The sequence below is a fragment of the Mesorhizobium sp. genome (genome assembly GCF_004962245.1).
Classification (GTDB): Bacteria; Pseudomonadota; Alphaproteobacteria; order Rhizobiales; family Rhizobiaceae; genus Mesorhizobium.
In genome coordinates this window covers 44,859-70,955 of record NZ_SUHQ01000006.1, presented here as the reverse complement: position 1 = coordinate 70,955, position 26,097 = coordinate 44,859, and the positions used below count along the sequence as shown (strand labels likewise).

At 61.8% G+C, this 26,097-nt stretch carries 23 protein-coding genes and 1 riboswitch; of the genes, 3 read left to right on the top strand and 20 right to left on the bottom strand.

The genetic code is table 11. The features are described 5' to 3' along the window. Positions 1-2: 2 nt before the first annotated feature. Positions 3-977 (bottom strand): alpha-ketoacid dehydrogenase subunit beta, encoded by a 975-nt coding sequence (locus E5X88_RS08410; protein ID WP_292160211.1) that lies wholly within the window; start codon positions 975-977, stop codon positions 3-5. A gap of 1 nt (position 978) precedes the next feature. After that, entirely contained in the window at positions 979-1,950 is a 972-nt protein-coding gene (locus E5X88_RS08405) for a thiamine pyrophosphate-dependent dehydrogenase E1 component subunit alpha (protein WP_292160209.1), read from the bottom strand. Positions 1,951-2,053: 103 nt separating this feature from the next. On the opposite strand from E5X88_RS08405, the gene E5X88_RS08400 reads away from it, so the two are divergent. Further along, the gene (locus tag E5X88_RS08400; protein ID WP_292160207.1) at positions 2,054-2,800 is read left to right on the top strand and encodes an SDR family oxidoreductase; all 747 of its coding nucleotides are present in this window, start codon (positions 2,054-2,056) and stop codon (positions 2,798-2,800) included. A gap of 38 nt (positions 2,801-2,838) precedes the next feature. On the opposite strand, the gene E5X88_RS08395 is transcribed toward E5X88_RS08400, so the two are convergent. From E5X88_RS08395 to E5X88_RS08380, 4 genes are read right to left on the bottom strand one after another with little or no spacing between them, the layout of a single operon-like run. Next, positions 2,839-4,578: a cobalamin-dependent protein gene (locus E5X88_RS08395; RefSeq protein ID WP_292160205.1), complete on the bottom strand. Its 1,740-nt coding sequence runs from the start codon at positions 4,576-4,578 to the stop codon at positions 2,839-2,841. Continuing rightward, positions 4,575-5,378 carry an alpha/beta hydrolase gene (locus E5X88_RS08390; protein WP_292160203.1) on the bottom strand — a complete coding sequence of 268 codons (804 nt, stop codon included), beginning with the start codon at positions 5,376-5,378 and terminating at the stop codon, positions 4,575-4,577. Before E5X88_RS08390 ends, E5X88_RS08395 begins: the two co-directional genes overlap by 4 nt. Continuing rightward, positions 5,378-6,154 (bottom strand): aspartate dehydrogenase, encoded by a 777-nt coding sequence (locus E5X88_RS08385; RefSeq protein WP_292160201.1) that lies wholly within the window; start codon positions 6,152-6,154, stop codon positions 5,378-5,380. Before E5X88_RS08385 ends, E5X88_RS08390 begins: the two co-directional genes overlap by 1 nt. Positions 6,155-6,163: 9 nt before the next feature. Next, positions 6,164-6,700, bottom strand: coding sequence for a cupin domain-containing protein (locus tag E5X88_RS08380; RefSeq protein WP_292160200.1), 537 nt, complete (start codon positions 6,698-6,700; stop codon positions 6,164-6,166). Between the two features lie 154 nt (positions 6,701-6,854). Here E5X88_RS08380 and E5X88_RS08375 point away from each other — a divergent pair, with 154 nt between their 5' ends. Further along, positions 6,855-8,459, top strand: coding sequence for an FAD-dependent oxidoreductase (locus tag E5X88_RS08375; protein WP_292160199.1), 1,605 nt, complete (start codon positions 6,855-6,857; stop codon positions 8,457-8,459). A 309-nt stretch (positions 8,460-8,768) separates the two neighbouring features. On the opposite strand, the gene E5X88_RS08370 is transcribed toward E5X88_RS08375, so the two are convergent. The 13 genes from E5X88_RS08370 to thiC all read right to left on the bottom strand — a co-directional run bounded on the left by E5X88_RS08370 (position 8,769) and on the right by thiC (position 23,546). Next, positions 8,769-9,461, bottom strand: coding sequence for a hypothetical protein (locus E5X88_RS08370; RefSeq protein WP_292160197.1), 693 nt, complete (start codon positions 9,459-9,461; stop codon positions 8,769-8,771). 29 nt (positions 9,462-9,490) lie between these two features. Beyond that, positions 9,491-10,603 carry a hypothetical protein gene (locus E5X88_RS08365; protein WP_292160196.1) on the bottom strand — a complete coding sequence of 371 codons (1,113 nt, stop codon included), beginning with the start codon at positions 10,601-10,603 and terminating at the stop codon, positions 9,491-9,493. A 153-nt stretch (positions 10,604-10,756) separates the two neighbouring features. Next, complete coding sequence (locus E5X88_RS08360; protein WP_292160195.1) at positions 10,757-11,485, bottom strand: TfuA-like protein; 729 nt, start codon at positions 11,483-11,485, stop codon at positions 10,757-10,759. 4 nt (positions 11,486-11,489) lie between these two features. Continuing rightward, on the bottom strand, positions 11,490-12,647 hold the full coding sequence (locus E5X88_RS08355; protein WP_292160194.1) for a YcaO-like family protein: 1,158 nt from the start codon (positions 12,645-12,647) through the stop codon (positions 11,490-11,492). A gap of 30 nt (positions 12,648-12,677) precedes the next feature. After that, positions 12,678-15,839, bottom strand: coding sequence for an AAA family ATPase (locus tag E5X88_RS08350; protein WP_292160193.1), 3,162 nt, complete (start codon positions 15,837-15,839; stop codon positions 12,678-12,680). Positions 15,840-16,844: 1,005 nt separating this feature from the next. Next, entirely contained in the window at positions 16,845-17,330 is a 486-nt protein-coding gene (locus E5X88_RS08345; protein WP_292160190.1) for a cupin domain-containing protein, read from the bottom strand. Between the two features lie 117 nt (positions 17,331-17,447). Beyond that, positions 17,448-18,218, bottom strand: a complete 771-nt coding sequence (locus tag E5X88_RS08340) for a TIGR01458 family HAD-type hydrolase (RefSeq protein WP_292160549.1) — start codon at positions 18,216-18,218, stop codon at positions 17,448-17,450. A gap of 187 nt (positions 18,219-18,405) precedes the next feature. Then, positions 18,406-19,182 (bottom strand): hydroxymethylpyrimidine/phosphomethylpyrimidine kinase, encoded by a 777-nt coding sequence (locus E5X88_RS08335; RefSeq protein WP_292160547.1) that lies wholly within the window; start codon positions 19,180-19,182, stop codon positions 18,406-18,408. Then, entirely contained in the window at positions 19,173-19,778 is a 606-nt protein-coding gene (locus E5X88_RS08330) for a thiamine phosphate synthase (RefSeq protein WP_292160188.1), read from the bottom strand. Before E5X88_RS08330 ends, E5X88_RS08335 begins: the two co-directional genes overlap by 10 nt. Next, on the bottom strand, positions 19,775-20,548 hold the full coding sequence (locus E5X88_RS08325; RefSeq protein ID WP_292160186.1) for a thiazole synthase: 774 nt from the start codon (positions 20,546-20,548) through the stop codon (positions 19,775-19,777). Before E5X88_RS08325 ends, E5X88_RS08330 begins: the two co-directional genes overlap by 4 nt. Before the next feature lie 4 nt (positions 20,549-20,552). Then, complete coding sequence (gene thiS, locus E5X88_RS08320; RefSeq protein ID WP_292160184.1) at positions 20,553-20,750, bottom strand: sulfur carrier protein ThiS; 198 nt, start codon at positions 20,748-20,750, stop codon at positions 20,553-20,555. Further along, the gene (gene thiO, locus E5X88_RS08315) at positions 20,719-21,720 is read right to left on the bottom strand and encodes a glycine oxidase ThiO (RefSeq protein ID WP_292160183.1); all 1,002 of its coding nucleotides are present in this window, start codon (positions 21,718-21,720) and stop codon (positions 20,719-20,721) included. The genes thiS and thiO overlap by 32 nt, the downstream gene beginning before the upstream one ends. Further along, positions 21,717-23,546 carry a phosphomethylpyrimidine synthase ThiC gene (thiC, locus tag E5X88_RS08310; protein ID WP_292160181.1) on the bottom strand — a complete coding sequence of 610 codons (1,830 nt, stop codon included), beginning with the start codon at positions 23,544-23,546 and terminating at the stop codon, positions 21,717-21,719. The genes thiO and thiC overlap by 4 nt, the downstream gene beginning before the upstream one ends. Before the next feature lie 100 nt (positions 23,547-23,646). Next, positions 23,647-23,763, bottom strand: a riboswitch (TPP riboswitch). Positions 23,764-24,120: 357 nt separating this feature from the next. Here thiC and E5X88_RS08305 point away from each other — a divergent pair. Then, positions 24,121-24,777 (top strand): TerC family protein, encoded by a 657-nt coding sequence (locus E5X88_RS08305; protein ID WP_292160179.1) that lies wholly within the window; start codon positions 24,121-24,123, stop codon positions 24,775-24,777. Positions 24,778-24,873: 96 nt separating this feature from the next. Here E5X88_RS08305 and E5X88_RS08300 read toward each other — a convergent pair whose 3' ends face one another. Beyond that, complete coding sequence (locus E5X88_RS08300; RefSeq protein ID WP_292160544.1) at positions 24,874-26,004, bottom strand: site-2 protease family protein; 1,131 nt, start codon at positions 26,002-26,004, stop codon at positions 24,874-24,876. Between the last annotated feature and the right edge of the window lie 93 nt (positions 26,005-26,097).

The window sequence follows — 26,097 nt, the reverse complement described above, 5'->3', positions numbered from 1 at the left end:
CCTCACTTCAGCGTCTTCAGCGCGGCGGCGCGGATCTTCTCGGCACTCGGCAGCATCGCCGTTTCCAGAGGTTCGGAATAGGGGATGGGCATGTCCGGCAGCGTGACGCGCGCGACGGGCGCGTCCAGCTCGTCGAAGGCGTGGTCCATGATCGTTGCCGAAAGCTCGGCGGCGTAGCCGCAGAAGCGCCATCCCTCGTTGACCGCTACGGCATGGTGCGTTTTCGAGATCGAGGCGATGATGGCGCTGACATCAAGCGGGCGCAGCGACCGGAGATCGATGATTTCGGCCGAAACGCCGTCGGCAGCGAGAAGATCGGCAGCTTTCAGCGCCTCAATCACCATCTTGGAGGTGGCGAATACCGAAATATCGCTGCCCGCGCGCACGGTTGCCGCCTTGCCAAGGGGTACGGTCACGTCGCCTTCCGGCACCTCGCCGCGGGTGTTGTAGAGCAGCTTGTGCTCGAGGAAGACGACCGGCTGGTCGTCGCGGATCGCGGCCTTCAGCATGCCTTTGGCGTCGGCCGGTGTCGATGGGGCAACGACCTTGATGCCGGGTATGTGGGCCAGCATGGAATCGAGCGCCTTGGAGTGCTGTGCGCCGGCGCCGGCGCCGCCGCCGCCCTGCGTGCGCAGCACGAAAGGCATCTTCACCTGACCGTTCCAGATGTAGTTGTAGATCGAGGCCTGGTTGACCAGCGCATCAAGTGTTAGCGGCACGAAATCCGCATACATGATTTCCAGCACCGGACGGGTACCGGTCATGGCGGCGGTCACCGCCATGGCGGCCAGCGCCTGCTCGGAGATCGGTGTGTCGCGCACCCGCGTCTGACCGAATTCCTCCATCAGCCCTTTCGTCACCTTGAAGACGCCGCCATAGCGGCCGATGTCCTCGCCGAAGAGGAAGACGGAAGGATCCGCCTGCATCTCTTCGCGCAGTGCCGCATTGAGCGCTTCAGCGTATCGCATCATGGCCATGTCAGTGCGCCTCGCTGTAGGGATTGCAGGCTTCGTCGATGGAAAATTCCGGCATGGGATCGGAAAGCGCGGTATCGAACGCCTCTGCAACCTCGGCCTTGGCCGCCGCCTCGATCCGGGCGAGCTGCGCCTCGCCGACTTCGCCCAGAAGTGCCGTGCGCGAAATCTGCAGCGGGTCACGTGCCTTCCAGTTGGCGATATCTTCCGGCTTCTGGTAGCCGCCCATGTCGGACGTGGAAAAACCTTCGATGCGGTATGTCTTGCATTCGACCATGCCGGGGCCTTCGCCGCGCCGGGCACGTTCGACCATGGCCGAGACAGCGCGGTAGACGGCCACCGCGTCGTTGCCGTCGACGATCTCGGCCGGCATCGCATAGCCAGCGGCGCGAATCGACAGGTTCTCGACTGGCGACTGGACATCGGAGGGAACGGTCAGGCCGAACTGGTTGTGCTCGAGCACGAAGACGACGGGCAGCTTCCACAGCCCCGCCATGTTCATCGCCTCGTGACAGATGCCGGTCTGGGCGGCGCCGTCGCCGAAAACGCACATAGCGACATTGCCAGTGCCGAGGATCTGCATGGACAGCGCCATGCCGGCGGCGGCCGGAATACCCGCGCCGACAATGGCGTTGCCGCCGATCACGCCTTTTTCCGCATCGGCTATCAGCATGTGGCCGGCGCGCCCGCCGCAGGCGCCGGTGGCCCGCCCGAGAATCTCGGCGACCACAGGACGCATCGCCATGCCCTTGCCGATATAAACCGCATGGCCGCGATGGGTGGTGGCGACCTTGTCGCCCGCTTCCAGCACAGCTGTCGCGGCGACGCCGACGGCTTCCTGACCGTCGCAGCGATGGATCGGACCGCGCGTGCGGCCCTCCTTGTGAAGCGCGCCAAGGCTCTCTTCCAGATGCCGCACCAGCAGCATCCGGTGATAGATTTCCAGCTGTTGTTCGACGGAAGGAGTGTTTTTCACGGTGGTCCCCGATCTCGTGCCGAAATTAAATACAAAAGTGTCGACACTTTGCAAGAGCTTCTGCAAGATAGGGCAAAACAAGTTTTTGAAAAGGGGATTGATCATGCGTTTGAAGGGCAAAGCGGCCATCGTCACTGGAGGCGGCGCCGGTATCGGCGCCGCCGTCACCGAACTGTTCGCGAAGGAGGGCGCGCGCGTTCTGGTCGTCGACCGCGACGGCGCGCGGGCCAGCGAGGTGGCCGGCGGGACCGGAGTGCTGGCCATGGAGGCGGACGTCTCGGACGAAGCCTCCGTCGCGACCATGGTGCGCCGCGCGCAAGAGGCATTGGGTCGGGTGGACATCCTGGTCAACAATGCCGGTTATGGCATACGTGGTTCGGTCGTCACCACTGCGGCGGCGGATTGGGACGCTCTCATGGCCGTGAACCTCAAGGGCGTCTTCCTCTGCTCCAAATATGTCATTCCCGTCATGACCGCGGGTGGCGGTGGGGTGATCGTGAACACCGCCTCCAACGTTGCCCATGTCGGACTTGCCGATCGGGCGGCCTATGTCGCCTCTAAGGGTGGCGTCGCGGCACTGACTCGCGCCATGGCGCTTGACCATGTCGCAGACAATATCCGCGTCAACGCCGTGGCGCCGGGTGTCACCTGGTCGAGCTATTTCCAAAGCATGCTGGAAACCCATCGCGATCCCCAGGGGTTTGTCGCGGCATTGAATGCGCGTTCGCCGATGAACCGCGTCGCGCAACCGGTTGAAATCGCAAATGCAATCCTATGGCTCGCCGGCGACGAATCCTCTTTCGCCACCGGCTCGATCCTGACAGTCGACGGCGGCATGACCGCCTGGTGAGGTGCGCCCGTCGGCGGCGGCAAACGGAGCCTGCCGCCTCAGGCGGCAGGCTGGATGGCGCGGATGGCGCTCAGCATCTCGTCGAGGTCGGCGCAGGGCAGGCAGCCAAGGTTCGCGATATCCCTTGTCACGTCCACCGGCAGGCCCGAGTTGGACTCGTCGGGCACTTCGTTCAGTCGTCCACCGATGAGGACCGGCACGGCAAGTCCGCGCGTGGCAAGCGCCGTCTTCACCGCCTGCGCATAACGCAGTGCCACGCCGTTATAGGTGCTGATCGCAATGGCATCCGCCCCAGTTTCGGCGGCGCGGGCGACGAGCGCTTCCGGATCGACGGCAATCCCGGCATCGGCAATGGTGACGCCCATGCGTTGGAGCGCCTGTTCGACGAGATATTTGCCATGCTCATGCACGTCGGTGGTGCCGATGCAGATAGTGAGGGATCTTGCCGTATCCAATGGCTGTTGCGCCGCGACCCAGGTGACGGCCTTGTGGTTCAGCTCGCGCGCCCATTCGGCATGGATCAGCGGCGTGCGCGCGCTCGGGCCTGCCGCACCCGGGCCGAACAGCGCTTCCATGCGCCTTGGTCCCATGCGCCGGATCGCCAGCATCAGGGCGGCAGGGTCCTCGATATCTACGCCCCGTTCCGCCAGACCCGCCAAGGCGGCACCGGTAAAGCGGCGCCCGCCTTCGACCAGCACATCGGCCATTGCCTCAACCTTTGCCCAGTCGAAGACCGGGTCGTAGAAAGGCGCGTGCAGCGTCAGCCGATGCGCGAAGGTTTGTGCGTCGATGATCTCGTCGACATCTGGAATGCGCTGGTTCTCGGTCACCGGCACCGGATTGATCGCATGGCCGGACGGCCATCGCCCCACAGCGAGTATGTCGGCCAGGAGATAGCTTGCCAGGCTTGCGTAGTTGCCCGCCGGGATCGACTGGTAGGAGACGGTATTGCCGAAGATCATGGTTCCTGGCGTATCGCTGACCCGGACCAGCGCGGCATGGAAGGCGGTGCGCGAAAGCGGATCGCTGAAGTGGTGGCCGTAGCAATGGCCTAGCCGCGCGCCGATCAGGTCCTCGACGATGTGCTTCTCGATCAGCACCATGCCGAGCGCGCAGGCCATGTCGATGAACAGCCCGGCGAATCCATCATCGAGATTGGAATGGACGAGGATCTCGGCATCCTGCGCGGCAATCAGGCCGAGCGCGGTGACGGTCGCCTCGGTGGTCGCCACGTCATCGTCCCAATAGGGCAGCCGGAAGGTGAAATACTGTCCCAGATTGCCCACGGCCGTCGCCCCGGCGGCGATCGCGGCGCGCGTGTTTTCCATCGCAGCCGGCAGTCCAAGCATGAAGTCGCCGAAATGGGCGGCGGCGGGCGCGGCATTTGTGATACGGGCGAAATCCTCCGGGCCGGTGAGCACGATGCCGGTGCCGCGGGCGGCCTTTGCCCGCATGGCTTGCGGATAGCCCATCGACCAGTCGAGGGTGATGCCGAAACGGTCGACCGTCACCCCGGCCTTTCGGCATTGGTCGTGCACCTCGCCGATCGCCGCTACGGTACGGTCGACGCTGCGAAAGCCGATATGGGCGTGCTGCATGACCCGTCTCTCCGTCGCCGCCTTGCGTTTCCATGCGGCTTCGGACGGCATTCCGGTCTCGGCGAGGAAGCGGCAGCTGCCGAGCCGCCAGTCGCGCGCCATCGCGCGCCCTTCAGCAAGGAGGTCGGCGCCAGGCTTCAGGCGTGGGTCAATGAGAGTGGGGTCGACTTCAGCGGTCATGATTTGCGGTCGGCTTCGGCAATGAACTGGTGAACGATAGCGGCAAAACCCTCGGGATCGGCGAGGGGATGAAAATGCGCGCCACCAACGGTTACATAGGTCGCCTGCGGTATCGCAGTGGCAATAGACTGGGAAAGAGCGGGCGGTGTCAGTATATCGCCCGCGGCGGCAATCACCTGAACCGGGACGGCGATATCAGGCAGATCGGCGAGGCGATCATGGTCGAGCAGCATGCGCACGCGCGCGGCGCTGACGGCAAGCGGGGCCAGGGTGCGAGGGGAGGCCGCGACCGCCGCCTCGAGTGGCCCGGCATGCGTCTCGAGATAGGACGGCTCGTAGCAGAGCACATGGCCAAGGCGCTGGTAGGTCTCGGCCATGCCGGCCTCCAGCAGCTCGGCGCGCGCTGTGAAGAGCGCGCGGAAACGGGCATCGGCCCGCGCCCAGGAACTGCTGATCGTGTAGCTCAGGCCGAGTTCAGCATGATCGAGCGCCAGCACCTGCGCGATGGCACCGCCGGTGGAATGACCGACAATGTGCGCCGGTCCGCTTGTGCGTGCCAGCAGGCCGGCAATGTCGCGCGCGATCAGGGGAATGGAGTACGGGCTTTGCGGGCGGTCGCTGCGTCCCGCGCCGCGATGGTCGGTGACGATCACGCGATGGTCGACTTCCAGCAGGCGCACCACGCCTGACCAGAACCTGCCGTCGCCGCCGAGCCCCGGGATGAGGATGAGGCACGGGCCAACGGCACCTGATGTCTCGTAGTGGATGCGGCAGCCATCGGCGGCGGTGAAGAAGGGCATCAGCGAACGCCTTCCGTATCGAGCAGCTCGCCAAGCGCCGCGACGAGGCTGAGCGCCATGAGCGCCGAGGTTTTCGGATTGTCGGGCGACGGCGCGTTGGTGAAGCGGAAGGAGGCAGTGCCGGCGGCACTCTCAGCCTCGATTTCATGGGTGTTGCCGGCCGCCTTCGGATCGGCAACCACACGCACCGTCACCTTGTCGGCGCCCGCTGCGAGCGCCACGGCGAACGCGGCGTTGAGGTTTTTCGGGTAGGCTCTTGTCGCTTCTTCAGGCGTGCCCTCGAAAAGCGTTAGCTCCTCATGTTCGGCTGACAGGCCGAGAGCGGTAAGTTCGGCCGTCCAGGCAGCCGGCGGCTTTCTCGATGTGTAGCGCACGCGCGCGTCGGGAAGGGCGGCTATCGCTCTGAGGTAGTCGAGGCCGCCCAAGGCGCCCGCGGGCAGGATGGCGCGCGCGCCACCATTGCGGCGGAGGATGGCGATCCGGTCGGCAAGCACCGGATCAGAGAGGGCGCCGACCGAAGCGATGACGGTCGGGATGCCGGCTTCGAGAAGCGCGGGCACATAGGCGGCCACCGCCGCCTGGCCCGCCGCCTCCACCACCGCCTTAGGGCGCGCGTCGATCAGCCTGTCGAGCTGCGCGACCGCACGGACATTTGCCGGCAGGTCGGGACTGGCGCCTTCGCGCAGAAGCGCGATCCAGCCGACCGAGTCCGGTGGGAAAGCGGAGACGATCCCGCGCGCGACCGAGCCGTAGCCAATGAGGCCGAGCGTCAGCATCCGAGCTTCTTAGGGGTTCTGTTTCGTGGGATCGAACTTGTCGGCAAGGTCTGCCCCGAACACCGTCTTGCGCTCGATCTCAAGCACGTTCTCCGGGCGCGGAAAATTGGAGGGCACGCGGTCGCCCGGCTTGCGCGGCTTGCCGATAAGGCGAAAGAAGTCCTCCAGCCCGTTGGGCACGATCAGCCAGATCCAGCGAAGGCGCGTCTCGCCGTCATTGATGAACATGTGCCTGACATTCTTCGGCAGGAACACCACGCTGTCCGGGCTGAGCGGATATTCCTTGCCCTCGACGACGGCGCGGCCGTGGCCTTCGATGACATAGATGGCCTCCTCGTTGCGCTCATGCGTGTGCTCGCGCACATAGCCGCCGGGCGCGACCGATTGCGTGCCCAGCGCAAAGGGATGCTCCATGCCGACGATGTGCGGCGCGAGCGCCACATCGATATGGCCGTTTGCCGGTACCGGCTGCCAGTAGCTTTCGCGTGCGTCGGATCCGGAAATATGGATGCCGGACGGGGCGGTTGGAAGGCGGGTATCGTCCATGGTTCTGCCTGTTGCAAGGAGCTGCGAGGAACATGCCGGCAAGCTGCCGACCTCCAGGGGAAACTACAGCGCAAAAAGTGTCGACACAATAGTAGACAGATTTAATTTCCTACCCCTATAGTGCTGCGGCGATGAAAAAAGCAGGGGGACGCCAATGGACGAATGCGACGTTCTGGTCATCGGTTCGGGGTCGGCGGCCTGCTCGGCGGCATTGAGAGCGGCCAAGGGCGGTCTCAAGGTGCTTGTGATCGAAAAGACCGAATGGCTTGGCGGCACCTCAGCCATGTCAGGCGCCGGCGTATGGGTGCCCGCCAATCATGCCGCAGCCGAAGCCGGCATTGCCGATAGCCGCGAAGATGCGCTGACCTATCTGCGCCACGTCTCGCCAGAGGGCTGGGCCGGAAAGGAGGACGCGCTCTGGAGCGCCTTCGTCATGGCCGCGCCGGACATGTTGCGCTTCCTGTCCGGCAGCACGCCGCTCGATTTTCGCCTGGTCAACGAGCCGGACCCCTTTGCCGAAGCACCGGGCGGCAAGCTCTACGGACGCATGGTCTCGCCCAGGCCGCTCAGCCGCCGTATCCTGGGCAGGTTCGCGGCCCGGCTGCGCCACTCCACTTTGCCACACAGCTTCACCTATCAGGAGGTGGTCGACCTCGATCTTTATCACCATCCCATCCGGGCCGGGTTCAAGGTTTGGCCAAGGCTGCTTTGGCGATGGCTGACGAATTCCGGCGGGCAAGGTACGGCACTGATGACTGGGCTCATCAAGGGCTGCCTCGACGCCGGCGTCACCTTTCGGCTGGGAACACGCGCCGTCACCCTGCTTCAGGAACCGGACTCCCGCATCACCGGCGCGGAAGTGGAGAGCGACGGCCGGCGAACGAAGATTCTCGCGCGCCGCGGCGTGGTGATCGCCACCGGCGGCTTCGAATGGGATGCCGAAATGCGCCTGCGCCATTTCCCCGGTGCCTTCGACCGGATCGGCAGCCCGCGCAGCAACGAAGGTGACGGCCAGAAGCTCGCGGCTTCCGTTGGCGCGCAATTGGACCGTATGGACCAGGCGAACGTCTATCCCTGCCTGCCGACGCGCTACCAGGGACAGCCGCACGGCCTGCCCATGACCTTCCAGGCGGAGCCGCATTCGATCGTGGTCAATCGCGATGGAAAGCGCTTCGTCAGCGAAAACGACTTCAACATTGGTGAGGCGATCGATGCGCGCAGGGCGGATGGCTCACCCGCCAATCTGCCCTGCTATCTCATTGGCGATCACCGCTTCCTGAAAACGTCGCTGCCTTTCCGCTGGTATGCCTCCTACGAACGCGATTGGGTCAGGAAGGCCGATACGATTGGCGGCCTTGCAGCCGAGCTCGGGCTGCCGGCGGTGGCGCTCGAGGAGACGATCGCCCGCTGGAATGATTTTTGCGCGCAGGGCCGTGACGCGGATTTCCGCCGCGGTGAGAACGGCTGGGAGGACTACAAGGCGCATGGCCCGGAGAACCGACTGAAGCCGATCGACAAGCCGCCCTATGTCGGCATGACGATCAATCGCTCGATTCTCGGCACCAAAGGCGGCGCCCGCACCAACGAGCGAGCGCAGGTGCTGAGACCGGACGGCTCGATCATTCCCGGCCTCTATGCGGCAGGGCTCGCCATGGCCAACCCAGTCGGTACGCGCGCTGTAGGAGCCGGCACGACCCTTGGCCCCAACATGACATGGGGCTTTATCGCCGCCGAGACGATCCTGCAGCAAAATCGATGATCGCGGAACCATACGGAATAATGCGGGAAGGTCTCCAACTCCGGCCCACAAAAAAAACCAATAAAATCCATGTTTCCGGCGCATCCTCCGGGCCCATCAAACTATTTGATTTTGTTGACGAAAATTGCCGTAGGCACTTGCAGCGAAGCGACCCCGGACCGAGCCCGGGTGCCAAGCCCGGAAGTTGATTGGGCAGCCCGCAGCCAACTTCGACGCCCCAAGCTTCGCGAGGTCATCGTTTCCTATTGCACCAAGCTCGGGCCGGCTGACACAACCCCTCGACGGCCGCTAAGTAGCAGGAATCTATCACTACTCAGTCAGCCTGCCACTGCGGTGCCCAAGCGCCTGCCTGGCGGCGTACATGGTCGGCGAGCGCTTCCCGGGAAGGTTCGCTTCGAGAACAAGCTGTTCGACAAAACCCTGGTTAATTTCAATCTCCACGCATTGGTCGAGTTTGTCAACGATCCAGACAGCATAACCTTCGTCTTCTTTCAATTTATAGTCAGAGTCATCCTTTGGGATCTCCAATTCTGGGAATTTATTAACTAGCATTATCTTGGGTTTTGGCAGATCAAATGTATGACCTTCGTAGGCGTAGCCGACAATCAACCCGCAAGAAAGCTCTTTCTCTGGCTTGCTGCCCAGCATATATGTTTGTGCAGTCACAGTAACAACGGCTGTGCCAAATTCCTTTATATCCAATTTAATACTGAAGCTGGCTCTTATCGGTATATGAGGCAAATTGCCTTTGCCGAGCATTATGCCGCGGCGGACCTTATTCGATGTGGCTTTCTTAAGTACTTCTTTCGCTGCGTTGACTTCCCGTTCGTCGGCGCTAACGTCATGTGCTGTTTGGACATAAATGTTGGTGTTCGAGATTTCGCTGGCCTGTCCGGGAATGGAAATACCAATTTCCGCCTCAATTCCGTAGAGCCTGACCTGCGTTGCATTATATGCACCGTTGGGGAATGTCAGTGTCGGACGGTGATAGTCGTCGCTCATGATGCTCCTCCTCGCTTCGGCAATTCAGTTCATGAAATTTCCCGCCATCTGAAGTTTTCTTCAAACTTTTCGCGCAACGCCGGCGCGATGCGGCTGCCGGCTTCGGCAACGGCCATCGCGGCATTCTCAAAGGTCAGATCGTCAGCTTCGAGGCTGGACCAGGTCCGGGCAAGGGTCAGCGCCACATCGTCACGCGCCCGGGTAAGCGCGCTCTTGAACAGGAACGGCCTGGCACGGAAGGCCAGCGCCGTGAAATCCGAGATGCGGTGCATGGCGGCCTCGTCGATATCCCTGATGTCGATGTCGAGAAGCCGCTCGTCGGCTAGTCCATCACCCACGAGATTCGCGTGGTAGGTGTCTACGATCGTATCGAATACCGCCCCCGTGAAAGGCCGCGACCTGTCATGGATCTCATCGGAGACTTCAGACATGCGGCGCGAATTGCTGGCGAGGCGAATCTGCTGGTCGCCGATCAGTTCGGCAATGCGGTTGAGTTCGTTCATGATGAGGAGGTTGCCGTTGCAGTGGCGCAGCAGCCGGTCGAGACCGCTGTCGAAATGCAGGAAGGACAGAAGCGACGTTATGTCGGCGCTCGCCTCATGGAACGACGCGAAGTCGCCGGTCTTCAAGCCATTTGCCGGCACCCCAAAAAGGGAAAACAGAATCGCATGACCGACCTCATGCGCAATCGTATCGAAGTTGAGGGCATAGGGATAATTTCGACCGTCGGGCGCCCTGTCCACGCCAAGTTCCAGATAACCATAGCCAGACTGGGCGTTGTTCCAATCGACCCACGGAATGATCTCCAGCCGCTCATAGGTTTCGGCGAAGTACCAGGTAATCGGCCGCCCAAGGTAGCTTTCCCAGATGTCCAGGACCCGGCTGACTGCCCCGAAGGCGTGTGCCGCCAGGAACTGACGTGAATTCAATGAAATCTGGTCGAAGTGACCGTCGTAGGCGGGTTCCGCCGGCGGGAAGACCTCGCCAACGAAGGGCGGCAGATAGGGATATTCGTAAGGTTCCTTGTCGAGGAGCGGATCGCGGACATAGATGCGATGGTCCTCCGGACCGGAGCGTAACCGGCCCGGCGGGGTCGATATCCAGACGGTCTCGGGTGTGCCGTAATCAGCGAGGTGGGGCACCTGGGGAAATAGCAGGAAGCGCGTGCCGACGGAGCGACTTTGGTCGCTGGATCGATCGAGCGTCCCCAGTAGCTCAGCCCCTCTCATTCTAATACATTAGCAAAATGCCATACGTATTGTAAATTGAGATTGAGAATTCTCGCCCTGACGCTTTCAAATCTTTAACCCGGCTTCGTCGAGATCCCTTGAGAAAGCCGCCGTCAATTGGAAATCCGGCAGGGGTACCGGCCTCTTGAATAAACCGTGATGCAATAGCTGGAGTGCATCACGCGCATCCTGCTTCTTTTGCTGAACAAAAGCTGCGGCGAGGATCTCCTGATATTTCTCGACAACGAGATCACCTTCGCATGACAAGGCGTCACCGACCATGCGGGCGAGCGTGCGCTCGCGAAAATTGAGAACTTGCGCGGCGCGCTGCAGGCTGGTTCCGTATTCAGCCGAAATGATGCCTCGACGGCAGGCCCTGCGAACCGTCATGCGAAGATCGATCAGCGCGTGGGTTATGGGCGCGGAGTTTACCTCCCATGGTCCGTGCAGCACGGCCACTGCATCGTCAGGCGCAAACGCAAAACGACGATACCACCGGTAGATGAGCCCCACTCCCTGCATGTATGGAAAGAGTTCCGCAGCGCGAAGAGCCCCCATGCTCGCTGCGCCTATTACCGGAACACCTTTCGCCATTGCCCAAAGGATTTCCTTGTGCCTGACCGCCGGCTCCGATTGAAAGCCACCGTCGATGATGACTATCGCACTCGGATCAAAATGCTGCACAGCCGCAATGATCGAACCCTGCACAGCCGGCGGAAGGCAGATCGCCTCCACCACTTCCAGCACTTCGCCCTGTGACAGGGTGGGACCGGCAAAGACCAGCTTGGGACGCATTTGCCTAGCCATGCAACAGCGGCGTTAAGGCCGGTATGACGATCCTGACGACCGACAGGTCGTCGAGCGGTCTCGTATCGATTTGAATCCTATACACTGTATCAATTCCTGCGGCCTCGATCTGTGCGAGAAGAGCGTACATCCTATTTCCCGCGCTGGCGTAATACTGCCCGGCAATCGCATGGAAATGAACCTCTCGGGGGCCGTCGGACAGGAGGCGCCGGTGCGCCGCAATTTTTTGCCAATCGGGATATTTTGGATAGGACGCACGCGTCAGGTCATCACGGGCGCCGGAGATCGCCGTCAGTCGCGACTGCGCCGCCTCGTAGATTGCGTGAACGATCGCGGACGCGGCATCGAAACCTGCAGCCGAGCCCTCTGCCGGATGGTGAAGAATTGCAGTTTCCGGCGGCCGATCCTCCATGAGATGGCACCAGATCACCGGTAGTCCCAGCGGTGAGGGGGCGTGCCAAAGCGCCACCAGCAGGCCTTTGGCTTCCAGCCTTTCGAGAAGGCTCGCAACTGTCGGATCGTCGATCGTTCTTGGGTCAATTCGATGGCGCTGGAAAAAGCCATGGATTCGCTCCGCCCGCGTGAGTGCGTCGCGCTCGATGCATTCCATCATACCGTGCAGGATAGAGTCCGTTTCCTCGAAGGAGGCCGCCAGGCCGGACGTCGATGAAGCGAAGATTTCCTCGTGGGGCCACGGCGGGAACACGTAGGCAGTGTGTACAAGCTCGAATGGAACCCAATCCTGTAGACCACCCTTGAGGATATTCTCGGCATGAATCCAAGCTATCTCGCTGCTGCGCCAGCCTGGGTCGACACCAGGCTGGAGATGGGCTTCGAATCTTTCAGGAGGAATATTCAGGGAGTCTGCGGAGGCCACGATGGGGTCGTAGTGCGCCAAGCGCTCGGCAAAGTAGGACTCTGCGGCCTCGAGAATGGCCGATACCGCAGCTTCGGTTCTGGTCGGCCCCTTGCCTTGCGAAACGGAATTTAAAAGGGAGAAAGGCCTGACCGCCTGAACCACGGGTATGTCGAGCACGTCGAGACCTGTGATGTCTGCAATCCGTGTGATGCCCAAGAGCTCGCGCATCGTCATTAGCCGCATGAGTGCTTCGCGCGGCGGAGGACCCGAGCGCTCGTATCGTTCCAGCATGGAGGCTCCCTGATCTCCCAGCCGCGCGGGCTAGTGGCGCAGGCTCGGTTCTAGATTGACGAACAATGCCGCGCCTTGCTCGATGGCTGATTTCGCTAGGTCGACGCGACTGCGGTACTGCCGGGATAGTTCCTCTGATACGCCCCATGTCCTGAGCATCTCGTATGCATTGAGCAGGATTGGCACCGCGTTTTGCTCATCGGCGGTAGCCAGGCTTTTGGAGAGCGCGGCAACAACATCCGTGCCTGAGGAACCTGTAAGTAGAAGGAGATGGGCCTTTCGCCGATAGAGTTCGGCGAGCCAAGAAAGACTGCCACCTGCTTCGGCTTCCGCGACCGCGGAAGAGACAAGCGCAAGGGCCTCGTCAGTCTCGCCTGTCCGGGCCAGAAGCTCCGCCAGCATGCCGTAGTAGACAGGATAGTCTTCCGGCGTCTGGAGTTCGCCGTGGATCGCGAGACCCTCCTTGATCTGGTCCCTGCCTTGCTCTACCCGAGCAGCATTTCCTTCGCACCAGCCTTCGAGAATTTGCGCCAAGGCGGCAAGGGAGGGCAGATGGTGGCGCTTCGTCAATTCGCGGATATCGGCGATGACCCCCCGGAGCGCTGAGAAATCGCGGCGATAGCAATCAAGCATCGCTTCGTTGATATAGACATGGGCGATACTTCCAACATGCGCCGTTTGCATTGCCCAGCGCCTGGCTTCAGCCAACGACCGAACCGCGCTTGCGGCCCGGCCGGTAAACCATTGAGAGAGACCCCTGTGCGACAGGCCGCAGACCCTGGCGTCATGGCCGCCGAACAGAGTGGCATTCCCTGGCCTTTGGCCCGTCCCATAGAGCGCAAGTCCTTCGTCGACCGCCGCGATGCAGTTCTTGTGATGTCCAAGATTGAATTCGATTGCCCAAACGCAGTGTCTGGCCTGAAACTGCACTTCGGGGTCGTCGACATCCCTCAGGTCGGCGAGGACTGTCCGTGCGCGTTCCCCGTCGATGGTGGGGCCGGTGAACCACCAACCCCAGTAGATCGGAAACCACTTCGCACGCTCGGCGAGTGGCCGCCGCCTGGCGATCTCTACCCCGTCCTCGTAAAGTTTGCGTGCCGGCAGCGAGTTTGGACCTTCCGTGGCTGTAAGTATCGGCCCGAGCGGCATCATCGCGGCGAGGCGCAAAACATCCTGCTTATCCGGCCTTCTCACGCGCTGGCAAAGGGTCATGGCATGGTCGAGAATCTGTCTCGCCTCGGCCATTGCAGAGCGGACGTAACTCTCCCGGCCGGCTGCGATGAACTGATCGATCGCTTCCTCGATAAGGCCAGCGCGTTCAGCATGTTCTGCCAGTTCAGCCGTACCCAGCCACGGCGCCAGATTTCGGTCGCGGCCGACAGCGGAGAAAAGCGACTGATGGAGGGCCTGCCGTCTCCTCCGCAGCAATGCATTGTAGATTGTCTCCCGGATCAGGGCATGACGAAATCCATAGTCGGGCTCGCCGGAAGGCCTGACCCGGATCAGGAATCCCGTCTCGATGAGGGTGTCCAGTGCATTCCCGATCGTCTCGTCACTGTATTGCGCCAACAGCTTCCGGAGCAATTCCAGATTGAAACGATTGCCGGCGACGGCGGCCGCTCGTGCCACATCCTTTGCGGGTCCCAACGCTTCCAGTCTGGCTTCAAGGATGCCTTCAAAAACCGATATTCGGCTTGATGAGCCGGCTGGCGCAAGGCGATCCGTTATGGAGGCTGCATTCTCGGCGATCCATTGGCAGATTTCCTCGATGAAAAGAGGTACGCCCCCGGTTACTTCCTCCACCATGCTAATGAGTTCCGAATGCGCGGCTGACCCGATTTCCGGCCGCATGGCCATGATTGCCTGTCGCGTTTCCTCGCGATCGAGCGGCTTCAGAGTAATATGCGGCAAGTCCCGGAACCCTGAATAAGTCTCAGATCCAGGTCGCGCAGTCATTATGAGAAGCACGGGCACCCGATGAATGAAGAGTGCAAGTTCCGCCAGCAATTGCCTCGACGTGAGGTCGATCCAATGTATGTCTTCGACCACCAGGATGAGTGGTCCGCGTTCGCATATGGCTTCGATGCTTCTGCGAACTGCCCAGGTGGCTTTCTCCCGGATGACCTTGAGATCAGCCTCCTTCAGAGCGGGATTCGATCCTTCAGCCCCAAGCAGAAACGAGAAGATGTCGACCACTTCGTCATCGTGAACGTTTTGATTTGCGAAGACCTCCGCTACGTCTGAAGTCTCCAGCCGACCCTCTTTGCCAGCCAGGTCACTCCGAACATTTTGCAGCAGAGGATAAAGGGCCGAGTGGGAGCCGCCGGGCTGACATTGAAAAAGCAGCAATTTTGCTCGCTGAAAGCGTGTCCTCTTGCGGACTTCATAAAGCAGGCGGGACTTGCCGATACCGGCCTCACCCTGCACTAAAATGACGCCGCCCTTGCCGGCGACGGCATCACGCCAACATGCGGCGATGGTGGCCAGTTCGTCCCCACGGCCTATAAAGGTACTGTTCAAGCGCCCGAAGGCGAAGAAGCGGTCAACGTCCCGCTTGTGGCTGATGGCACGCCAAGTCCGCTCCGGCTCCGCGAAACCCTTAATAACGTGAATGCCACGAAAACTGAAAACGTGGGACCGCCGCGCCAGATTTCGGGTCTCATCGGACACCAATACTGCATCCGGCTGAGCCATAGCCTGGAGCCGCGTCGCCATGGCCAAAGCAGGGCCCGTGACGCTGGCATGCGCCGGGTCACTGCCGTCCCCGTGAACGAGGATGATGGATGTAGCAATCCCGACCCGAACATGTAGGTCCGTATGGTCTTTCTCCAGCCCGACCTGCTTGCACGCTTCAATGATTTCGAGTCCTGCCCGGATCGCTTGCGAAGCCGCGTCCTTTGCCTCCATCTCTGCTGGAAAAAGTGCGACACCGCCGTCGCCGGCCTCGCTCACGATAACGCCCGAGTACGATGAGATTGCCTGTCTTGCCTCACGCCGAAAGGCCGACATCAGTTCTTCATAGTCCTCGATATCCAGAACTGCGAGCAGGTCGGTTGATCCGACCAGATCATAACAGAGAGCTGTCATAACGCGCCGCTCGCTTCGAACGTCGGACGCACTGCTGTCGTCCTTGCTCAGAATGCCCTTGGCAAGGCCCACGATTGGAGGCTCTGCTCGACGCTTTTCCGACATGCTTCATTGCCTTGGCTGGCGGAGTGGAGCGATACTATCAAATGCGCTAATATTCACCAGAGCGCTCGGACGACCCTCATCTCATCATAGGCGATACTTCGGACGAAATGCGTCGCGCTCCCTGGCCGCCTAATCTCACGAGATTGCCGAAAGCAGGATGAGTCTCTCGCAGTTCGTCCAGCTCAGCCACGTGCCGCCTGTCCGAATCCTAAATTGCCGAGCAACGCGCGATTCTGGCCGATAGTTAGCGGCTATTCCCTATCTCGGAAGTGGACGACACACTGGTGATTCTTGAACCGATTGCAGGAAGCGAGACTATTCGAAGTGGCGCCAGGCGACGAAAAGTAGACTCGACTGTCCACTAAGGGTTGGACCGAGACCGTCGGCCGGTAATTGACCAATGACTGCTCGTGGCGTGGAGGAGGCATTGGGTAAATTCGACTGTACGGTTCGCGGAACCATACGGAACGATACGGAAAGGATGTTTGATCTGTGTCCACGAAAAAGACAAATTAAATCAACTATTTGATGACGTCCTCCGGGCCTACCATTCAGTTCGCCAGTCTTGGCGGCTTTCTACCGTCTCAGAATAGCTGCGATATTCCCGTCGGTTAGCGACAGCTGATCGGCAACAGTTTGCCGAGACGCCACCTTCAGAGGCCAGAATCCTCCGATTGTCGGACTGCGTCTCTGTCGGGGCGAATCCCGTGGCCAACTGTTTGGAAAAACGATGCCCGGCTGATGGGCCCAGAGTCAGAGGCCGAGGAGCTCAGCCTGGTCGGTCCAGACAAAGCCCCAAGCCGGCAGAGGCGAGCGTGGGCTCGGCATCTCAACCGTGCTCGACCGCCTCATCCAGCAGGCCCTGGTCCTGCAACCGCCGTTCGATCCGACCTTCTCGAAGGCGAGCTTTGGCCCTTGTCGAAGGACGGTTCTCCCTCCAGCGCACAACCAAGAGCAACTGGGTTGTGATCGCTCACCTGCATCAGGACGTCGGCGTTGAGGTGGTCACGGCCGCATTTGCCAGCCCAGCGCCGCCTTTGGCCAATCCGAGAGCAAAGTGATGCCGAACCTTGGTGACGCTTCGCGGAGACGCTCGATCTCCTCGGCTGTCGGCGGCCCTACGACTTCGTCCGGTTGAAGTTCGTGGCCACCTTCCTCGAGAAACCGGTCGAACAGAGCTGGGACCCCGATCAAGATATATCTGCAAGGATTGCCGCTCATGTTCATAAGCTGGTGCGGAATGCCGCGCGGCAGGAAGATGCTGTCGCCTGCGGTCAGGCGTCTAGGTTGGCCGTCGAGCACCGCAGTCAGCTCGCCTTCGATGATGTAAACCGTCTCGTCGTCCTTGGCGTGGACGTGGATCGGCGTCCTCGTGTTTCCGTCGCTGTTGTTCTCGAAGAGGCAGAACTGCCCCGCGGTCTGTTCTCCGGATAACAGGCGTTTCATGACGACCCCCGCAAGAACGAACTCTTTGCTGTCGATATCACTCATCGTCGTCTCCTTTCCACGGATCGTGCAGGTGAAGGGTGGCAGGATCTCCATTCAGCGGAGTTGGGATACCCAAAGACGATCGGCGCCGCGATGCGCCGGTCCTGATACGAGCCTCGATCAGTCTTGGTGCGCAATGATCCAGTCGGCTGCCGCCGCGAGATCGGCGACGGTTGCGGTCGGGCGCGGATCAAACCGTTCCTCGTCGCCCTGCCGGTATTTACCTGTCCGCACCAGCAATGCGCCCGAAAGTCCGGCGCGCAGGGCGCCAGCTATATCGGCCTCTGCATCGTCGCCGACCATGATCGCCTGATCTGGCGGACAGTCCATGCTTGCCAGCGCCGACAGAAAGAATGCCGGCGAGGGCTTGCCGAGAACGGTCGCGCGTTTCAGGGAGGCAAATTCCAATGCCGCAACGAATGGCCCGGCATCGAGGCTGAGCTCGCCGTCGCTATCCCGGAACGTCCGGTTGGTGGCAAGGGCCAGCAATTCGGCCCCCGCGCTCAGCTCGCGGAACGCGTCATTCAACGCCGCATAGGTGAAGGCCTCTCCGGCATCGCCGACGATGACAGCACGCTTGTCGCGATCCGGCAGTTCGTAAAAATCCGGCGCAAGGCCGGGGTGAATCAACAAATATGGCGCACGGCCATTCCGAAGGAGCCATTCGCGCGCGGCGTGCGCCGGCGTGAAAACATCTGCCTTGGAAACGGTGAGTCCCATCGCCTCCAGACGTTCGAGAATCCTCTGTTTCGATGAGCGCGTGGTATTGCTTACGAAGCGTACGGCCAAACCCGCCTGGCGCAAACGCGCGATGGCGTCGACTCCGCCTGGTATGGCGGTCTCGCCATCATAGATGACGCCTGCAAGGTCCAGCAGCACACCCCTTGTCATCCGTCCAGCATGACCCACGAGTCCGCCGTGCGTCAAATCCGGAACAAGGCCCTGGCTATTCCTTCTGGGATCAGAGCGGGCAGGGGGACACGGTCAGTGACGATGGTCTGCGTCCGCGGCGGCAGTTCGTCGGCAACGTCGAACGGAAACCTATGGGGACGAGCCGCCAAACCCGGGTCATTCCGATCTAGGGAACCCTCAGTCCCGAGGAACCGATTTTCCGAAGCTTCTCGAAAACCAGCAGCTTGCTTCTGCGCACACCGTCTTCAAGCAGGCTTCCGTTTGCCAGATGCGCGGCGATGGCGCTGGCCAGCGCGCAACCCGTCCCACGCATCGATCCGGCAAGACGCGGCGCGTCGAAGCGGACAGGTTCTCGACCTGAGCGCAGCAGGATGTCCGTGGATCGACATCCCACGGCGTGGCCGCTCTTGATCAGCAGGGCCTGCTGCTCAGCGGTCAGCAATTTTTGACCCTGTTGCAATGCGCCGTCCTCGTCCATGGCCAGTTCCGAGCCGGCCAGGATAGCCAGTTCGATGAGGTTGGGCGTGACGAGACGGCAAAGCGGGATGAGTTCATGCTTCAGGACGCCGATGGCGCCTATTTCCAGAAGCGGCCTGCCCGAAGAGGAGGCCAGTACCGGGTCGACGACTGCCGGTATCTGTGGGTTTTCGCGCAACACATTCGCCACGGCGACGATGATCTGCTCCGTTGCGAGCATGCCGATCTTGATGGCCGCTACCTCGTTGGCTTGCAGCGCGGCACGCATCTGATCGGCCACCAGATCGGGTTGCAAATTGTGGATTTCCGTGACGGCTTCATGCGTCTGCACCGTCACGGCGGTAACGGCAAGGCAGGTGCGCACGCCGAGGGCCGAGATCGTCTCGATGTCGCGGGCTATGCCGGCGCCGCCGCTGGAGTCCGATCCGCCGACGACAAGCACATGCGGTTCGCGCCTCAGCGCCATCGGCTCGACTTTTCGATCCACTCGCATGTTCGCGCTTCCGGGTCGGCATTCAATGTAATGTCGGTCACGACCGCGGCGCTGTCCGCACCTGCACCGAAGACACCCTCGATCCGGTCAGGGTTGAGGCCGCCAATCGCGACCAGGGGTGTCGGCGCGATCCGGCGCTTCCATTCGCCAATCCGATCGAGCCCCTGCGGCGCCCATTTCATCTGTTTCAGGATGGTCGGATAGATTGGGCCGAGCGCGATATAGTCCGGTCTGGCGGCAAGGGCTGTTTCGAGCTCGAGATGGTCGTGCGTGCTGAGGCCGAGACGGAGACCTGCAGCCCTTATCTGGCGGAGGTCCGCCGCTTGCAGATCTTCCTGCCCGAGATGAATGAAATCGCAGCCCTCCTCGATCGCCAGCCGCCAGAAGTCATTGATGATGAGCTGGCATTTGTAACGGGCGCACAAGGCCTTCGCCTTGCGGATCTCGGCGCGCAGCGCGGCCTCGTCCAAGTCCTTGACGCGAAGCTGCACCAGCCTGACGCCGAGCGGCGCCAGCCTTTCGATCCAGGCGGCGCTGTCGACGATCAGATAAAAAGGGTCGATATTCATTGAAGGACAGCCTGGCCAATTGTCGGCGTCGATGGGACGGCGACGTCGCGCGGCTCGAGCAGGCCCGAGCGATAGGCCTCACGGCCGGCATCGACTGCCTTGCCGAACGCGCGCGCCATACCGACCGGATCGGCGGCCCTGGCCACTGCCGTGTTGAGGAGCACCGCGTCGAAGCCGAGTTCCATCACGAGCGCCGCGTGGGATGGGCGGCCGAGGCCCGCATCCACGATCAGCGGGACCTCCGGGAAATGGCCGCGCATCGAACGGAGCGCGGTGACATTCACTGGCCCGAGCGCCGAACCGATCGGCGCGCACCACGGCATGAGCACCCTGCATCCGGCTTCCAGCAACCGTTCGGCGACGACGAGATCGTCCGTAGTGTATGGAAATACAGCAAAGCCGTCTTCACACAGGATTCGCGCGGCCTCGACCAAACCGAAGACGTCAGGCTGCAGCGTGTCATGATTGCCGATCACCTCGAGCTTGATCCAGTTCGTGCCGAAGATCTCGCGTGCCATCTTTGCGGTGGTGACGGCTTCCTTGACGGAATGACAACCGGCGGTGTTGGGCAAGACGTGCAGCCGCAGCGATTGGATGAGCGACCAGAATTTCTCTCCACCCCTGCCGCCTGCCATTTCGCGGCGCAATGAGACGGTCACCGCGGATGCGCAGGACGCCTTGACCGCGTCGGCAAGAATGGCGGGCGAGGGGTACTGTGCGGTGCCGAGAAGAAGGCGCGACGCAAGCTTCGTTCCGTAAAGCTCGAGCACGTTGCTAACCTCCTTGCATGGGTGAGAGAATTTCGATCCGGTCGCCGTCCTTCAGCTGAAACAGCGCCCGTTCCGCCGCATGCACGAGGTCGCTGTTCACGGCCGTTGCAAGCCAGTTGCCCTCGTAGTCAAGCGTAGCGAGAAGCTCCGCCAGGGTGGCGGTGGCGATCTCATGCGCTTCGCCGTTGACCGTCAGTTTCATCTGCAAGTTCCACTGGTTTGTCAGAATCGAAAACAAGCTCGGCGGCCCAGCGGGCCATGGCGGGGGCCAGAAGGAAACCATGGCGGTAGAGTCCGTTGATCGCGACGGTTCTGCCATGCGATTCGACGCGCGGCAGATTGTCGGGAAAGGCCGGGCGAACACCGACGCCGGTCTCAACGATCGTGGCCTCGCCGAAGGCGGGGTGAACCGAATAGGCGGCGTTCAGGAGTTCCATCATCGAGCGCGCCGTGACCTGTCCCGTGGACAGACTCTCGATCATCGTTGCGCCCGCCATGAAATGGTGGTCGGCGCGCGGCGCCAGATAGAGCGGCAAGCGCGGGTGCAGCAGCCTGACCGGGCGCGACAGCGAAATATCCGGCGCATGCAGGATCAGCATCTCGCCGCGAACGCCGCGAAGCCTGTCATCGCGGGATGCCATTCCCGCGCAGTCGATCTCGCGGTCGAACCCCGTCATGTACTGGGCGTCCGCTCCAAAGTGGAATTCGACGCCGCTTCCGGCGAGCTTTTCATGCAACGCAGCCATGGCACGGCGCGGGTCGAGATGGGCTTCACCCGGGAAGAACAGCCCGCGACGGAAACGGCCGGCGAGATCGGGCTCCAGGAGCGCAATTTCGTCTTCGTCGATCCACCGATGGCCCGACGTGCGGCTTGCAAACCGGTTGAGTTCGCCCGCATCCCGCGACATCGCCAAAACGAGCGTTCCGGCCCGCGTGACGTGGCCCGGCAGCACCGCATCCCACCAGTCGGCGGCGTCGTGTCCAAGGTCCAGCACCGGCTGCTCGGCGCTTTCGCGCTCACACCAGGGCGCCAGCATGCCACCGGCCATCCATGATGCGTTGCCGCCAAGGCCATGCCGGATCTCGGCGATGGTCACCACCGCACCGCGGGCGGCGAGTTCGAAGGCGGCGGTGAGACCGGCGACGCCGGCCCCCTTGACCAGCACCCTCATGATGGCTCCGTCACCTTCGGCCCAGGCGGTTCGCCATTCACCGCCATATAAAGATCGCCGCCCTCGCGGTATTTTGCCGCCATCGCCGCCATGCCCTCTTTCTGGGCCTCGGCCCGAATGTCATGGGAGATGCGCATCGAGCAGAATTTCGGTCCGCACATGGAGCAGAAATGCGCCAGCTTGTGCGCCTCCTTCGGCAAGGTCTCGTCATGGAAGGAGCGCGCCGTTTCAGGGTCGAGCGACAGATTGAACTGGTCTTCCCAGCGAAATTCGAACCGCGCCCGCGACAGTGCATCGTCACGGAGCTTGGCTGCCGGATGACCCTTGGCGAGATCGGCGGCGTGAGCGGCGATCTTGTAGGTGATGACACCGGTCTTGACGTCGTTGCGGTCAGGCAGGCCGAGATGCTCCTTGGGCGTGACGTAGCAGAGCATGGCCGTGCCGTACCAGCCGATCATCGCCGCCCCGATGCCGGAGGTGATGTGGTCGTAGCCTGGCGCGATGTCGGTCGTCAGCGGCCCGAGCGTGTAGAACGGAGCCTCGCCGCAGACTTCGAGTTGCCTGTTCATGTTCTCCTTGATCTTGTGCATGGGGACATGGCCCGGCCCCTCGATCATGACCTGGCAATCCTTGGCCCACGCGATCTTGGTCAGTTCGCCAAGCGTTTCCAGTTCGGCGAATTGCGCCGCGTCGTTGGCATCGGCGATCGAGCCGGGGCGAAGGCCATCGCCGAGCGAGAAGGACACGTCATAGGCGCGGCAGATATCGCAGATTTCCTCGAAATGCTCATAAAGAAAGCTCTCGCGGTGATGATGCAGGCACCACTTGGCCATGATCGAACCGCCCCGGCTGACGATGCCGGTGACCCGGTCGACCGTCAGCGGGATGTAGTGCAGCCGCACGCCGGCATGGATCGTGAAATAGTCGACCCCCTGTTCGGCCTGTTCGATCAGCGTATCGCGGTAGACTTCCCAGGTCAGATCCTCGGCGATGCCGCCGACCTTTTCGAGCGCCTGGTAGAGCGGGACAGTACCGATCGGCACCGGAGAATTGCGGATGATCCATTCGCGGATGTTGTGGATGTTGCGGCCGGTGGACAGGTCCATGACGGTGTCGGCTCCCCAACGGGTCGCCCAGACCATTTTTTCGACCTCTTCGGCCATCGAGGAGGTGACAGCCGAATTGCCGATATTGGCATTGATCTTCACGAGGAAATTACGGCCGATGATCATCGGCTCGCTCTCCGGGTGGTTGATGTTGGCGGGAATGATCGCCCGCCCGCGCGCAACCTCGTCGCGCACGAATTCCGGCGTGACGAAATCCGGGATTGCCGCGCCGAAAGACTCGCCGTCGCGCTGCATCCCGCCACGTAGGCTCTCGCGGCCGAGATTTTCGCGAATGGCGACGAACTCCATTTCGGGGGTGATGATCCCGGCGCGCGCATAGGCAAGCTGCGTCACCGCCTTGCCCGCCCCGGCCTTGAGCGGTCGGTGGCGGACAGGAAATTCCGGCGTCAGCCGTTCGCCTGACACGAACCCATTGTCCTCCGGCCTGACACTGCGGCCTTCCTGGAATTCGACGTCCCCGCGCGCCTTGACCCACGCGTGCCGAAGCCGGGCAAGCCCGTTCTCGATACGCGTCTCGACGGTCGGATCTGTATAGGGGCCGGACGGATCGTAAACGGTGACAGGCGGTTCGCCGGCCGTTGGATGGACGGCGATTTCCCGCATCGGCACCCTGATCTGCGGGTGGATCGTGCCGGGTTTGTGGATCTTCCTGGAGGCGGGCAGCGGTCCCGTCGACACGGCGGGGGTAATGGCATTCATTTGAGGCTCCTTTGCTCATGCATTGGAGACCCAGTTCTGTGCCGGAAGGATGAAAAGACGCTTTGGCCTGCCTGCTTACAGGTTTTCGGGCATCGACTCCCGCAAAGCGCTTGCACCGTCCCTACGCCAGTATGAACTGGATCAGGTTCAACGGGTCACTGCGCCGCGAAAGCCAGCAGTATCTCAGCCCCTTGCCGGGACTCCCCTGGTGAATGCGTCAAGTTGAGCGGGCGATCGCCATCTTGTCAAGCGCATTCGGACTGCCGCTGGCCGAAAGGGCACCCCAGGAAACCGATAGCTGGACCGCGCAGCCAGGGCGTGACGCCTGGCTTTCGCACACCCCGGACCACAATTCAGCTTGAGTTTCTCGCTTCCTGCCATTAGCTAGGTGCTACCAGGCCGGGCCCCTCTGGCAGTCCATCAGGACTGTGATGTCGGACTGGAACTCCAATCTGGGTGGCCTGGCTTTGAGATCTCCTCAGCTGTAGCGGCATTCTTCTTGTCATACGCGGTATCCGCGTTGCTCTACGGTTATGCTCGCAAGCCGCGTCACCCCTGAACGCAAGGGTGCCGTATGACAGAATTTTTCAGTCCCGAAGCAATGACCGCTCTCTTGCAGGTCATCATGATCGACCTGGTGCTGGCCGGCGACAACGCCATCGTTATCGGCCTTGCCGCCGCCGGGCTCCCCAAGGAGCAGCGCAGAAAGGCGATCTTCGTTGGTATCGTCGCAGCGGCCGTTCTGCGCATCGGCTTTGCGGCTGCGACAACCCAGCTCCTGCAGGTCGTCGGCCTACTGCTGGCAGGCGGTGTGCTGCTGTTGTGGGTGTGCTGGAAGATGTGGCGCGAACTCCGGCAAAACCATGCACAGGAAACACAGGCGATCGAAGCGCTGTCGGAAAGTGACGTCGACCACGACGGCATCATAGCCGGCAAAGCTCCACGCAAGACTCTCGCGCAGGCAACCTGGCAGATTGTCATCGCCGACGTCTCCATGTCGCTCGACAATGTTCTGGCGGTAGCGGGTGCCGCGCGCGAGCATCCGAACGTATTGATCTTCGGCCTTATCCTCTCCGTCGCGCTGATGGGCATCGCCGCAAGTTTCATTGCCAACCTGCTTCAGAAGTATCGTTGGATTGCCTATGTCGGCCTGGTGATTATCCTCTACGTTGCCGGCGAGATGATCTATCGCGGCGTGCTTGAACTTCTGCCTCACGTCGCGGGTTCTTAAGACGCAAAAGGCAGGCAGGCCGGAACAACGTCGTTTCGGCCTGCACGTCTTCGATCTCCAGCTCTGTGCCGACGACAGGGCGCATCGCCCTCGTGCTCAGATCCGTGTGAGTCGCGGCTTGTCCCCACGCAAACGGCCAAAACGGAAGGCATCTGAAACGGCTGAGCGGACCATGAGCATCTCGCCTATCGTTTCGTGTGTCATGAGCCCCACCAGCCGTTCGGAATTGTCCACGACGGCAACGGCAGGCACGTCTGACTGCTGCATGAGCCGCAGGCTTTCCTCGAGGCTTTTGCGGTAATGTATCTTCGGGATATCGTTGCGCATTGCGCTCGTAACCGGTGCAGCGGGTCCCTTTTCCTTCAATGTCCGGATCATGTCGTCGCGTGTCACCAACCCCTGGAGATGGCCAGCGGAGTCGATGACAGGGAATTCGTGCTGCGTGGTGGCGAGCAGCATCTCGATTGCCTCGTCGAGCGTCGCCGACCGTTCCAGCCGGGCGAACTCGGTGATCATCACGTCCCCGACCAGGACGCTAGTGGCAACCTCCCGGATCTGTGCGTTCTGCGCTTCCGCCGCCGCGGCGAGATAGACGAAGATGCCGATGAAGATCAGCAGCGGGTTGTAGAACAGCCCAAGGAAACCGAAGACGAAGGCCAATCCCTGCCCGATCGTGGCAGCGATCTGGGTCGCGCGCGACCAGGAAAGGCGGGCGGCGAGGGCGGCGCGCAGGATACGGCCGCCATCCATCGGGAAGGCCGGGATCATGTTGAAAAGCACCAGGAAGACATTGACCCCGGCAAGCCTGGCGAGAAAATTCGTACGCGGATCCTCGATCCCGGCCATCTGTTCGACACCCACCGACCCGCCGAGCAAGGCGAAGATCAGCGCAGCGATCGCGACATTGACCAGCGGCCCCGCGACCGCGATCACGAACTCCTGCCCCGGCTCTTCCGGCATGCGTTCGAGCCTGGCCACGCCGCCGATCGGCAAAAGCGTGATGTCGGGCGTGCTGATGCCGAAGTACCGTGCGGCGGCGATGTGGCCGAACTCATGCAGGACCACGCAGGCAAAGACGGCAATGATGAAGGCAACGCCTTCCCAGGCTGCTGGCGCGCCGCCAATCTGATAATGCGTCAGCCAAATCCAGACGAGCAGAAGCAGGAAGGTAAAGTGAACGCGCACGGTCGTGCCTGCGATCGTCCCGAGATTCAGCGACCAACCCAAATCCATCCACTCCGAAAGGCCACTCCATCATAGGCCTTGGCGGGACGCTTGCAATCGTCCGAAAACATCTGCGCTCATGCCTAGCGTCTGCAA